This window comes from Pseudovibrio sp. JE062 (assembly GCF_000156235.1).
In the GTDB taxonomy this organism is placed as follows: Bacteria; Pseudomonadota; Alphaproteobacteria; order Rhizobiales; family Stappiaceae; genus Pseudovibrio.
This window is the reverse complement of the sequence record NZ_DS996811.1, coordinates 209,075-221,334: the sequence shown is the minus strand read 5'-3', so window position 1 is coordinate 221,334 and position 12,260 is coordinate 209,075. Positions and strand designations below refer to the sequence as shown.

At 54.0% G+C, this 12,260-nt stretch carries 10 protein-coding genes; 6 read left to right on the top strand and 4 right to left on the bottom strand.

The annotated features are described in order from the left end of the window. Positions 1-48: 48 nt before the first annotated feature. From PJE062_RS17855 to PJE062_RS17835, 5 genes are read left to right on the top strand one after another with little or no spacing between them, the layout of a single operon-like run. Positions 49-1,053, top strand: a complete 1,005-nt coding sequence (locus PJE062_RS17855) for an ABC transporter permease (RefSeq protein WP_037037546.1) — start codon at positions 49-51, stop codon at positions 1,051-1,053. Then, positions 1,053-2,177, top strand: coding sequence for an ABC transporter permease (locus PJE062_RS17850; RefSeq protein ID WP_008550797.1), 1,125 nt, complete (start codon positions 1,053-1,055; stop codon positions 2,175-2,177). Before PJE062_RS17855 ends, PJE062_RS17850 begins: the two co-directional genes overlap by 1 nt. A gap of 11 nt (positions 2,178-2,188) precedes the next feature. Continuing rightward, positions 2,189-4,291: an ABC transporter ATP-binding protein gene (locus tag PJE062_RS17845; RefSeq protein WP_008551029.1), complete on the top strand. Its 2,103-nt coding sequence runs from the start codon at positions 2,189-2,191 to the stop codon at positions 4,289-4,291. A gap of 5 nt (positions 4,292-4,296) precedes the next feature. Further along, complete coding sequence (locus PJE062_RS17840; protein WP_008550874.1) at positions 4,297-5,358, top strand: LacI family DNA-binding transcriptional regulator; 1,062 nt, start codon at positions 4,297-4,299, stop codon at positions 5,356-5,358. 43 nt (positions 5,359-5,401) lie between these two features. Then, positions 5,402-6,631, top strand: a complete 1,230-nt coding sequence (locus PJE062_RS17835; protein WP_008550986.1) for an HAD family hydrolase — start codon at positions 5,402-5,404, stop codon at positions 6,629-6,631. Positions 6,632-6,716: 85 nt separating this feature from the next. Here the strand turns inward: PJE062_RS17835 and PJE062_RS17830 are convergent, their stop codons facing one another. After that, on the bottom strand, positions 6,717-8,099 hold the full coding sequence (locus tag PJE062_RS17830) for an FAD-dependent oxidoreductase (RefSeq protein WP_008550909.1): 1,383 nt from the start codon (positions 8,097-8,099) through the stop codon (positions 6,717-6,719). A 312-nt stretch (positions 8,100-8,411) separates the two neighbouring features. Here PJE062_RS17830 and PJE062_RS17825 point away from each other — a divergent pair, with 312 nt between their 5' ends. Continuing rightward, entirely contained in the window at positions 8,412-9,029 is a 618-nt protein-coding gene (locus PJE062_RS17825) for a GNAT family N-acetyltransferase (protein WP_008551191.1), read from the top strand. A gap of 25 nt (positions 9,030-9,054) precedes the next feature. On the opposite strand, the gene PJE062_RS17820 is transcribed toward PJE062_RS17825, so the two are convergent. The 3 genes from PJE062_RS17820 to PJE062_RS17810 form a co-directional block, all read right to left on the bottom strand. Next, positions 9,055-10,014 carry an ADP-ribosylglycohydrolase family protein gene (locus PJE062_RS17820; RefSeq protein ID WP_008551159.1) on the bottom strand — a complete coding sequence of 320 codons (960 nt, stop codon included), beginning with the start codon at positions 10,012-10,014 and terminating at the stop codon, positions 9,055-9,057. A gap of 104 nt (positions 10,015-10,118) precedes the next feature. Further along, on the bottom strand, positions 10,119-10,631 hold the full coding sequence (locus PJE062_RS17815; protein ID WP_008550781.1) for a GNAT family N-acetyltransferase: 513 nt from the start codon (positions 10,629-10,631) through the stop codon (positions 10,119-10,121). A 72-nt stretch (positions 10,632-10,703) separates the two neighbouring features. Then, positions 10,704-12,068, bottom strand: a complete 1,365-nt coding sequence (locus PJE062_RS17810; RefSeq protein WP_008550773.1) for a cytochrome P450 — start codon at positions 12,066-12,068, stop codon at positions 10,704-10,706. Positions 12,069-12,260: the final 192 nt, after the last annotated feature.

The window sequence follows — 12,260 nt, the reverse complement described above, 5'->3', positions numbered from 1 at the left end:
CTTCCTGTGGGGAGGGGCAGAGCCTTTCAACTAGGATATTTGCTTTAAATGGGAATGTTTGTTGTCAAACGGGTCCTGCTGATGATCCCAACCTTGCTCGCGATTTCGCTCGTCGCGTTTTTGGTGATCACGCTGCCACCCGGAGACTATATCGACCGACTGGTTTTGGAAGCATCAATGGATGGTGACTACATCACCGCTGCTGAAGCCGACGGTTTGCGGAAGATATACGGTTTGGATAAATCCGTTATGGCTCAGTATTTTGACTGGGTCTGGAATATGGTTGTCCATGGAGATCTGGGGCGCTCTTTCAGTTATGAACTGCCGGTTGAAGAGCTGATCTGGGACCGTCTGGGCATGACCACCTTGCTCTCCATCTGCTCCATGGTTTTCATCTGGACCGTGGCTATTCCGGTTGGCATTTTCTCTGCTGTTCGCAAATATTCCCTCGGTGACTACGTCGCCACATTCCTCGGTTTTATCGGCCTTGCTGTACCAAACTTCCTGTTGGCGCTCGTGCTGATGTATGTTTCTTTCCGCTATTTCGGTCAGAGTGTAGGCGGCTTGTTCTCACCTGAGTATGTCAATGCATCGTGGTCTTTCGCCCGTATTGGCGACCTGATGAGCCATATCTGGATCCCAATGATCGTGCTTGGCACCGCTGGTACGGCCAGCGTGATCCGCACGATCCGCGCCAACCTGCTGGATGAGCTGCACCGTCCTTATGTTGTGACGGCCCGCGCCAAAGGCATGCCGGAGCACTGGGTGCTGGCCAAGTATCCGGTTCGCCATGCCTTGAACCCATTCGTTTCCAGCCTCAACGAACTGTTTGTGCAGATCGTATCCGGCTCCACCATCGTCTCCATCGTGTTGGGCCTTCAGACCACCGGCCCACTGCTGTTTGATGCGCTGCGTCAGGAAGACATGTATCTGGCAGCTGCTCTCATCATGTTCCTGAGCTTCCTTACGGTTCTTGGAACGTTGTTCTCTGACATTCTACTTGCCTGGCTTGATCCACGTATCCGCCGCCAGTTCAACAACGGGGGGCTGTGATGAGCGCTGTAGACGTGGCCGGAGTTCCGGCAAACTCAAGAGCTTATGAGGGCCAGTGGCGTCTGATGTGGCGCCGCTTCCGCAAACACAAGCTGGGCATGTTGGGCGGTATAATCACACTGCTGATCTATCTGATCGCCGCTTTTGTAGAATTTCTTGCGCCCCATGACCCCAATGATTTCAGCGTGCGCAACACCTATGCGCCGCCGCAAAGCATCAACTGGTTTCTGGAGACGAAAGAAGGCACCGTCTTCCAGCCACATGTGTTGGGGTATCGGTCTAAGATTGACTACAACTCCGGACGTCGTACCTTCGTGGAAGATCCGCGCCGTGTTGTGAAGCTGGGCTTCTTCGTCAAAGGCAAACCCTACAAGCTGTTCGGCTTTATTCCGGCAGAACGCCGCCTGTTTGCGCCAGTCAAGAAGCGTGACCGTATGTTCCTGTTGGGGGCGGATCGCCTTGGCCGCGATGTGCTCAGCCGCACGATCCATGGCACCCGTGTGTCCATGACCATTGGCCTTGTCGGTGTGGCGCTGAGCCTCGTGCTTGGCGTGCTGATTGGCGGGCTTTCCGGTTACTTCGGTGGTTGGGTGGATACGGTCACGCAGCGTGTTGTCGAGTTCCTGCAATCCCTGCCGAGTATCCCGCTCTGGATTGGTCTGGCTGCCGCTATTCCGCCTGATACGCCACCTCTGCAAACTTATCTGCTGATCACGGTAATTCTCTCGATCATCGGCTGGACAGGGCTCGCCCGTGTGGTGCGCGGCAAGTTTATTTCCCTCAAATCGGAGGACTTCGTAAAAGCTGCAAGGTTGGACGGATGTTCGGTGCCGCGCGTTCTGGTACGCCATATGGTGCCGAGTTTTATCAGCCATATCATTGCGGTGGTGACACTCGCCATTCCGGGCATGATCGTGGCTGAAACCTCTCTGTCTTTCCTTGGCATCGGCCTGCGCCAGCCCGTGGTCAGCTGGGGTGTTCTGCTTCAGGAAGCACAGAACATCCGCTCCATCGCCAACGCTCCATGGCTGTTCTGGCCGGGTGTGATGGTCGTGATCGCTGTGCTTGCACTCAACTTTTTCGGTGACGGTTTGCGTGATGCTGCCGACCCTTATTCCAAGTGAGGAACGAGACCATGAAACCCTTGATTAACGTCACGGATCTCAGCGTTTCCTTCTCCGGTGATGATGGGAAGGTAACCGCGTTGGACAACATCAGTTTTTCCATTCCCGAAGGAAAAACGGTGTGTCTGGTGGGGGAATCCGGTTGCGGAAAGTCCGTCACCGCAAAGGCGCTGCTGCGTATTCTGGATAATCATGCTGCCATTGAAAGCGGCAGGATAGAATACCAGCGCGCCGATGGAGATCTGTTGGATCTTACCCAAGGCCCTGCAAAAGCTAAACATATTCGTGCCATTCAGGGCAACGAGATCTCCATGATCTATCAGGAGCCGATGACATCGCTGTCTCCGCTCTATACCATTGGCAACCAGATTGTTGAAGTGCTGCGCTGGCATACGAACCTGAGCTTTGAAGAAGCGAAGTTCCAGGCCATTGAGATGTTACGGCTGGTGGGGATTCCCTCTGCTGCAGATCGGTTTGACAGTTACACCTTTGAGCTTTCCGGCGGGATGCGCCAGCGAGCCATGATTGCGATGGCGCTGATTTGTAATCCGCGCCTGCTGATTGCTGATGAGCCAACCACTGCGCTGGATGTAACCACGCAGGCGATCATTCTGGATCTGATGCGCGAGTTACAAAAGACGCGCAACATGTCCATGTTGTTCATCACCCATGATCTGGGCGTGGTGGCTGATATCGCTGATGAAGTGGTGATTATGTATCTGGGCAATGTGGTGGAGCAGGGGCCTGTTGAACAGATTCTGACCAACCCGCAACATCCTTACACAAAAGGGCTTTTGGCTTCTCTGCCACATACGGACGGGAAACGGCGCGCGCGTTTGAATGCCATTCCGGGTGTGGTCCCAAGCCTTCAGAACAGACCCAAAGGCTGCCCGTTTCAGGATCGTTGTGACCACTTTGTCACCGGCCTTTGCAATGAAAAACTACCGGAGCTTACTGCGATCAGTGGCGTACAAAGCGTCCGCTGTCACGGGTTTGGGGCGCAGGCGGATCTTGTCCCACTACATACGTCGACCTCCCAAGTTGATGACTGCCTGCATGCTCCAAACCCGGTAGACCGCTCACAAGCGCCTATTCTGGAACTGCAAAACGTGAGCAAACACTTCCCGATCCGGTCCGGTTTCTTCAACCGCCAGACCGGAATAGTGCGCTCGCTCAACGATGTGTCACTGAAGATCTGGCGCGGGGAAACCCTTGGTCTTGTTGGGGAATCTGGTTGTGGTAAGTCCACTCTGGGGCAGACCATTATCGGCCTGCATAAGGCAACGAATGGTAAGGTGATGTTCCGTCCGGAGGAGGAAGAGGTTGAGCTGACCGGCAAAACGGATAGCCAGCTGCGGCCTTATTGGGCGGATATCCGCATGGTGTTTCAGGATCCAAACTCCTCCCTCAATCCTCGCATGGCGGTCTACGACATTATTGCCGAAGTGTTGCGCGTCGGGCAGGAGCTGAAGAGCTCAAAAGACATTGAAAAGCGCGTGCTTGAGGTGATGGATAAAATTGGGTTCTCTAAAGAATTCCTGAAGCGTTATCCTCATGCCTTCAGTGGCGGACAGCGTCAGCGCATTGGCATCGCTCGTGCTCTGGCGCCGTATCCAAAGGTGATCATTGCCGATGAAGCGGTGTCTGCGCTGGATGTTTCTGTGCAGGCACAGATCCTTAACCTCTTGAAAGATCTGCAGGAAGAGCTGAACCTCACTTACCTGTTCATCAGTCACGATCTGAGTGTGGTGGCGCATATCAGTGATCGTGTTGCGGTTATGTATGCGGGCCGGATTGTGGAGCTGGCGGACACAGAGACGATCTTTAATGCCCCGCGGCACCCCTACACCGAAGCGTTGATGAGTGCCATTTTGGAGCCAGTGCCAAATGCCCATTCGGATGACACGCGCATCCGGCTGGAGGGCAACGTGCCAGACCCGGCAAACTTGCCGAAGGGCTGTCCGTTTGCGCCGAGATGTCGTTATGCCACAAGCATTTGTGAGAGTTCTGATCCATCGCTTGGTGAGATCAGCACGGATCATATGCTTGCTTGCCATCATCCCGATGTGGTGCAAAATACGCCCGCGGACCAATTGGAAGCGATGGCGGGGTAGCACCGATGGCAAGTATCCGTGATGTGGCAGAAAAGGCAGGCGTTTCAACGGCAACCGTTTCCCGGGTGTTGAATAAGGATGAGCGGGTGAAAGAAGAAACCCGCGCCAAGATTCAGGCTGTGATTGATGAGTTGGGGTATCGCCCCAACCGTCTGGCAACATCTTTGCGCCGGCAGGATTCCAATCTGGTTGCGCTGTTCCTGGAAAACCAGAAATCCCCGTTTGCGACCATGCTTTACGCATCTATCGAGAAGACCTTGCATGATGAGGGCTTCAAAGTTCTCTCCTGTTGCACACGGGGAGAAGCCGAGCGTGAGCGCAAGTACACGCAGACCATGATCGAGATGCAGGTGGCAGGTGCAATCGTGCGCCCCTCCAACTCAGCCGCCGAAACGCTGAAGAACGTTAAACGCTTGCAAGCGAACGATATTCCGACAGTCTATGTCGACATTCTGCCCGGTCGTCGTTCTGAATCCTTTGTGGTTTGTGACAACACTGAAGGTGGGCGCATTGGCATGCGATACTTGGTGGCACTGGGACATAAACACATCGGCGTGCTCGCCACCAAGGCAGACCATGACCCGCGCCGGGAGAGCGTGGGCAACCTGCGTATGCGGGGCCTTCTGGAAGTTGCCCGTGAATACCAGATTGAGAAATCGGTGTATCTGCCAGAACCTAATGAGCGTAAACGTTATGATCTGGGGTATGCAACAGCCAACGAACTGCTGGATCAGAACCCTGAAATCACAGCGCTTTTTGCAATAACGGATACGGCAGCCATTGGTGCGATGCATGCTTGCTTTGACCGTGGTTTGCGCGTACCGGAGGATATCTCCATCCTCGGGTACGATGGTATCCCGATCAGCAGCATCACCTCGCCGCAGCTTTCCACCATTCAGCAGCCAATTGCTGAGATGGGCGCGTCTGCAGCCCGCTATATCATTGAAAAGATACGCAATCCTTCCAGCAAGCGCCTGCATGAGACCAAGCCCGTTGAGTTGAAACAACGGCGTTCCGTTTCCCATCCCCGTAAGGGATCCCTTCCTCTTTCTACAAGCGCTGCATAAAGCGCCAGCCTTCTTCCCGGACAAGAAGAACAAGGAGTTTCAATTGAATATTTCCGCAGCCCCTCTGTCTTTTTCTGAGGCAACATCAGCAGATATCGCAGAGCTGGTGAAGCAGCATGCGCCTGTTATCCGGTTTGATGACAAAGAACCTTTCCTCCCGTCTGCGCTGGGATATACGCTCTATGATCAGGACGGTGTTTCCGTCTCAAGTGCCCAGAAAATAAAGCTAAACGGCGCTGCGCTTGCTATTGAGTACGCCATCTGGTGGGACTGGGATATCCAACACCTTTATGAGCTGGAGCACATCTGGGTGTACCTTTCCGAAGCGGGTGAAGTGGTGCGCGTGGAGGGCAGCGCCCACGGCTGTGCGGGTGAGTTGAGCACGTGGAACGATCAGGTGCCGATGGAGGAAGGGCGTGTAACTCTTTATTCTGAACCAGGAAAACACGCTTTTGCGGCAAGTTCTGAAGCGCTGCGGTCCAACTTTGCGATAACGACCATTTGCTGTGGTGAGCGGGCAGGTTCCGGGACCATTCTGGTGCAGGATATGTTTGCAGCGGAGCTGGCTGATCTGAAGCCTTATGATCATCATGTCGCGCGTAAGTATATGGAATCAAAAGCTTTCAAGCCATCCTATCATTTCGATCAGATCTTTGATCTGCGCTCTGTTGAGATGATGTCTTGGGAGGAGCTGAAGGCTTCAATCCCATCTCGGGTTCGTGCGGTTTTGAAAGAGCTGCGCAGTGAGGCCAAAGGCGTGAAGGCGGTGTTCCTGGATAGCGGGGATACCTTGATTGATGAGAGTTCCCAGATTTTCGTTGAGGGGGAATTAGTGCTCTCCGCAGAGCCGATCCCGGGCGGGGATAAGCTGGTGGATTGGCTCAAAGAGCGCGGCTACATGGTGGCGCTGGTGGCTGATGGTCTGGTTGAGAGCTTCGAGAACGTCCATAAGGCTATGGATTTCTGGCATAAATTCGATGCGCGCTCCATCTCCGAAGCGGTAGGTTGCCATAAGCCAGATCCGCGTATGTTCCTTGAAGCGGTGAAGCTTCTGGGGCTTGAAGAACAGGACTACGCGGGCTGCGTCATGGTGGGGAATAACCTTGAGCGTGATGTAGCTGGCGCCAACCGGTTGGGGATGAAATCTGTCTGGATCAACTGGACCCCGCGCTATCCAAAAGAGCCTGCCAATCAGGATGAAGTGCCGGATTACACAATCGGCCTTCCGCACCAGCTTCTGGACGTGCTTGAAGAGATCGATGCTAAAGCCTAAGGCGTTGCGTTAACAGCATAATTTAAAATACCTTAAAGCCGCAGAAGCCATTTTCTGCGGCTTTTTGCATGAAATGCCTTAAACACTACATCATTGTTTTCATTGCAATTTTCGCCGCCTTTTTGCCGCTCAGGTGAGCGCCATGGACGGTACCGTGGTATTGGAAGTTGGTGTGCTCACCGGCCAGTGTCAGGCATTTTCCGACGGGTTCGGATAACACATTGAAATCATAAGGATTACAGCCGACTTTGGCGTAAGAAAAAGCGCCTTTGGTGTAGGGATCCTGCGACCAGCGGGTTGCGATGTAGTGACGGGGATCCGGCGTGTCTGCGCCAAACATAACACGCACCGCTTTCATAGCATCTTCAAGCATATAGTCGTGATCCATGGTCTCGATCATACGGGAATAGTTGCCGAAGCTGAGCGCGGTGAGTACGTTTGCGTCGATAAAGGGCTTATGATTGAGAAAATAATTCCAGCGGCCCTGCGTTTGCGTCATTAAGCCAAAATATTGAGTGTTTTCAGGCCAGTGCAGGTCGTCGAATTTCATTGCGACTTTTGTGACATCTCCCATACCAACGCGTTCAATTGCGTTCCTATGTGTGTCGGGCAGCGGCGGGATGAACTCAATGTCCTCAGACTTGAGTACCCCGAGGGGCGCCGTGACAATCACAAAATCACTCTCAAAAATTTCCCGGTCTGTTTGTACGAACACGCCTGCGCGATCATGGTACGCGATGCGGCGGACAGGTTTGCGCGTGAGTATCGCGATACCATGGGTGAGCGGTTCCAAAAGCCGGTCGTACCCATCAACCAACACCACATCCTCGCCCTCGAACATGTCATCCTGACTGAAATACATGGCAGAGAGCTCGTTGACCGGGCTGCCGGTGTCGAACTCGGTGTAGGCGGAAGTCATCCACTTGAACACCGGATCGCGGGACATCTTCGGTGCAATATGTTCGAGCGCTTCAGAAAGGGGCATATCCTTCGTCATGCCGTTGCTGATCAGATCCAGCATCTGATAGTGCTCTTCACCCATCTTCGAGATCATCTCGTTGGAAACTGTCTGGCCACGATGGTCATAGACGGTGAAGTTGGAGTCCTTGGTGACGAAGGTTTTTTGACCCATCTGATCGGCGAGCTTCATGATGGGGTTGTCATCCGGCCCGTGGATCCAACCAGCGCCTTCCTCAATGGGTACACCAAGTGCACGGTTGGTGCGGATGCGTCCGCCGATTTTGTTGCTGGCCTCCAGCACCAGCACGGTGTAGCCCGCATCCATGAGATCACGAGCGGCGGTCAAACCGGCAATACCAGCGCCAACAATGATGACGCTTTTGCCGCTGGAGGACACATTGGGCTTGTTCAGGTTCAGCTCAAACAAGCTGGCGACCACGATGGAAGATGCTGATGTCTTTAGGAAATTCCGGCGGCTAATGCTGCGTTTACGAGGAGGAATGACCATAGGAAACACTTTGGTTTGAAAGAGATGCGCCTGCAACCTTGAGGTGTTTTATCTCCACCCACAAGGGAAACTCAGGGACAGCCCTAACAAACCGAGAAAGCGTCGAGACACTTTCAAACCTCTCCGAAAACCCTACGTTTAATCGCATTCACGCAGCATGCATAAGATGCCGGATGCATCTCGGAAGTCCCAGTCAGAACGGCCTTTGCTCGACTGTTTTTCTCAAATGGCTTAGTCGTGGAAGCAGTGCTTCATTTCCAAGCAGTCTTCATGCATAGTTTCTGAGTTATTCCATGCTGCAGAGTCCGGACCATGTTGCCAAAGGCGCGTCTTATAGACCCTCTTTCCATTTCAGTGCCAGAACAAGTGCAGACAAAGCATTTGCAGATTTTGAAGCCCGCTGAATGCACTGCGGCGCAGCTTGCTGAAGCCCGCGTTGAAAGTTTTGAAGAGCTTCTGCCATGGTTTCACGAAGTGATGGGAGACAGCGAACAAGAAGCCAGCCAGAGTTGGCAGACAACACAACTGGCTGAGCAAACACGGCTATTTGACCTGAGAGAACGGCTGCCTTTCAGCATCTTTCATGAAGGTAAGTTCATTGGCTTTATAGAGCTTTTGCCGATCTGGCGACGCGGCCAGTTCAGGCTGACTTACTGGATACGCTCTCAGTGGGCACAGCGTGGGTACGGTTCGGAAGCAGTAAGCGCGATGGTCGTGGTTGCCTTTGATGCATTGTCAGCGCGTCTGGTAACCACTGGACACGCTGAACCAAACGAAGGTAGTGCAAGACTTGCCCGAAAACTGGGGTTCAAGGAATTTGCCCGAACTCCTCTTGCCTGCGAGCTGCCCGATGGTTCTCTCGTTTCGGGAGTGGCCTACGAGCTTCAAAACGCAGACCACCTGAGAGTTCCTGAAGTTCGCTGGAGCTAATAAGCTGCTCCGCCGAGAACTTCCCCTAGCTATGCCCCGCCAGTTCGCAGCATTCTTGCCAGAGGTGGGCGTTGTTTTGCACCTTTAGGATCCATGAGAGTGGGATGCCTTTGTCGGCGTCCAGACCGTGGATGGCACCGAGCACTGCGCCGATGAGGATGGAGCGTCCGGCGCTGTCGCCGCCAGACAGAATGTTGGTTTCAATGGCTTCGCGATAAGACCCGGCATTCTTCAGAATGTGGAAGCTGAGTGGGACGCCCATTTCCAGATGGCAGGCCCGGCCTGTGGTCTCTCCGTAGCTGACAGAGTCCGTTTCGGTTGTGTCCAGCGCGGCTTTCAGTTTGCCCTGAATGTCCGGGTGGGCGATGTCAGTCGCTGCCGCCAAAGCGTCCTGCAGATCTTCGCCATTGACCACGCGGTCCAGAAGGTCTGCAAACACAAAGCCGTAGGCGACGGATTCTTCGTTGTCGTTGGTGGAGCGGATGATGGCTTCCACCTGATCCTGCATCTGATCGCTCTGATCGTAAGCAAACAGCACTGCGGGGATCTTGGAGAGAGCCGGGAGCTGATCATCGTCAACGCCGGAAGGCGCCAACTTCTCATTGGCGATGTTTTCCAGCGTGCCGCGGGTTGGGCGGTCGATGTAACCGTTGTAGGTGCCACCAGCACCGAAGTGTGCGGCAAACGCCTGCTGAAACTCTTCCATCTTCAGGTGCTTGTCATGCGCCAGCAGGTGCTGAAGTGCCAGATGAAGGTTCTCACCGTATTGGGTGAACTGACCATCCTGCCGGTTGGCATGGGCGAAGTAGGCTGGCACGCCCTCAAAATAAGATGGTGTCAGCGGAACAAAGGCAGCGGAATCGTGCTGTTCTTGCGTGACATGGTGAATGCGCTCAACATCATAAAGCCAATGCAGCCCAAGGGATGCTGCATCCGCAACAAATGCACCAAGAAGGCTGTGGGCCTTAACCGCATGTTGGCTCATTCAATTCTCCAATCACTACTCAAATTTTGAAGAGATAATAGGCAGAGCTCCCGCCAACGAAAAGCCCCTGTAACCCGTTTGTGATTGATCTTCCTATGTCTTTGCTAGTCCTCGGAGCAAAGAGCGCTCAGGCTGGAGAAATGGATGAAGGTCATTTCCGTGCCCTGATAGTCGCCCGTGCTGATGTGATGAGCGCTGTTGGTGAGGGTGGTGATGGTTTTGGTCCAGAAGCTCTGGGCGCCTGTGTTTTTGGGTAGCACGCGCACTTGCCAATCGCCGGGGTGTCGTTGCAGGCAGACTCTTAAAGCGGCCTGTCCCAGTCCTCGGCGCTTGAACTTGCCAAGAATGAAGAACTGGCCCATGTCGATGCGGTCGGCGTCATAAGGATAGTGCCGGACTAGCGCGAACCCGGCGATTTCGCTGCCGCTCATGATGAAGTAGGGGTGATGATCTGCCTGCCGGAAGTAGGCAAGCACGATGTTCTCATCAAACTCAAACCGTCCTTCCTCGGAGATCGGCCAGTGCATGTATTTTGACATGTCATAGAGGTAGAGCTGAAACAGGTTCATCAGCGCAGGCACATCGGCCTGTATCATCGGTTTCAGTTCAATGGACATTGCTTTCCCCCTGCGCGCAGCACTGCGCTTCCCTAGCATTGATGATGAAGGGACGTCGAGGGGTATTGGAGTTTAAACCGGCGTGACTTTACAGACGATGGGGCGGGTTGGTTCCAGGAAGAGGACGCCTTCCGGCTCCACCTTGTCGGCATTGAGAATGTCGATGTCGAACTTGCTGACGATGCGGGCGAGGATGAGGGTGCCTTGCAGAATGGCGGAGCTGGCGCCGGTGCACATGCGTAGGCCCCGGCCAAACGGCAGAAAGCTCTTCATGATGATGTGCTGATCCTTGCGCATGTATCGCTCCGGATCAAAGCGATCCGGGTTAAACCAGTACTGCTTGTGCCGGTGCACGATCCATGGAGAAACGGTGATCTGCGTTCCTTCCTGCAAATCCAGTTTGCCCAGCTTGAGCGGCCTGCTGGCGCGGCGGGTCAGGTGTGGGATCGGCGGATAAAGGCGCAGGATCTCACGGAATACATTGCGGGTGTATCTGAGGCGGGAGAGCTGTTCAAAGTGAATGTCGTCATGCCCGGCGACCTTGCGCACTTCTTCTCTGATCTTCTGCTTGGCTTCAGGGCACTGGGACAGCACAAAGAACGCCCACATCAGCACGGCAGCGGCCAGTTCCTGACTGTTCAGGATGGTGGTGACGTGGTCAATCAACTGCTTGCGGGTGAAGGGAATGTTGGTTTCAGGAGAGCGGGCGATGAGGAATTTGTGCAGGAAACTGTGGTGAGAGAAGCTGTTGCTCTGGATGTTGCCATCAATGAGCATGCTCACCAGATAGCGCAATTGCTGCGCGGCATACATGGCCGTTTGCGGCAGCTTGGGCAGTTGCCAGGCAACGCCTTGCTCTGCCGTTTCGCGGATCAGCTGTGAGATGCGCAGCTCAAAGTCGCGGGCGTGGGAGTTGATCTCCTTGAACACGTCAGTGGGCAGCTCGTTGGAGAACAGCATACGATACGCGATATCTGCGTTGAGGCGGCGGAGCAGCAAAGACAGGTCGATGACCCGGTTCTCGTTCTGAATTTCTTCGCAGTAATCGCTGAACCGGCCAATGGAATCCTGAATATGTTCAAAGTTGACCTGCTGCGTGCGCATGGTGCCGATGGGGCGGATCATGTCGCGCTGGTCCAGACAGCGGTTGTTGCTGGTCACGATCGGGTGGTCGCCCAGCAACGGGCGCAGCAGCTCGATCATACCTTCCGCTTTGACGAAGATTTCGGGCTTTTCTTCAAAAATAACGGAGATCAGATCAGGGTCGTTGACCAGATAGTTGGTGCGGTCAGAGGTAGAGATATCAACGACATCTGCTTTATAAAGTTCTTCGGGAAGGTGCTTTAGGAGATTTGTTTCAACGCCATCAAAATCCCCCGTACCTTCGGTGTAAGGGTGAGGTGCCGGGGGGCGATATAAGCTGTTGTTTGTATCCATAGAGCCTGACTCGATTGCATCATACTGGTCACATCGAGGGTCCTCGCGGGATTGACCCGATGGCGGAGTGTAGCCGCGGCCTTTTTAATAATTCGCTGAAATAAACTTCGGATCATATTGAAAATACAATGCAATTGCTGGTGGTCCTGAAGGGGCGGATGTAACCGTAAAACTGCATATCTGCCATGCAAC

What these genes read in the sequence shown, in the direction of transcription:
- PJE062_RS17855 (WP_037037546.1), top strand. Translation starts at nt 49, where the DNA reads ATGGGAATGTTTGTTGTCAAACGGGTCCTGCTGATGATCCCAACCTTG.
- PJE062_RS17850 (WP_008550797.1), top strand. Translation starts at nt 1,053, where the DNA reads ATGAGCGCTGTAGACGTGGCCGGAGTTCCGGCAAACTCAAGAGCTTAT.
- PJE062_RS17845 (WP_008551029.1), top strand. Translation starts at nt 2,189, where the DNA reads ATGAAACCCTTGATTAACGTCACGGATCTCAGCGTTTCCTTCTCCGGT.
- PJE062_RS17840 (WP_008550874.1), top strand. Translation starts at nt 4,297, where the DNA reads ATGGCAAGTATCCGTGATGTGGCAGAAAAGGCAGGCGTTTCAACGGCA.
- PJE062_RS17830 (WP_008550909.1), bottom strand. Translation starts at nt 8,099, where the DNA reads ATGGTCATTCCTCCTCGTAAACGCAGCATTAGCCGCCGGAATTTCCTA.
- PJE062_RS17825 (WP_008551191.1), top strand. Translation starts at nt 8,412, where the DNA reads ATGTTGCCAAAGGCGCGTCTTATAGACCCTCTTTCCATTTCAGTGCCA.
- PJE062_RS17820 (WP_008551159.1), bottom strand. Translation starts at nt 10,014, where the DNA reads ATGAGCCAACATGCGGTTAAGGCCCACAGCCTTCTTGGTGCATTTGTT.
- PJE062_RS17815 (WP_008550781.1), bottom strand. Translation starts at nt 10,631, where the DNA reads ATGTCCATTGAACTGAAACCGATGATACAGGCCGATGTGCCTGCGCTG.
- PJE062_RS17810 (WP_008550773.1), bottom strand. Translation starts at nt 12,068, where the DNA reads ATGGATACAAACAACAGCTTATATCGCCCCCCGGCACCTCACCCTTAC.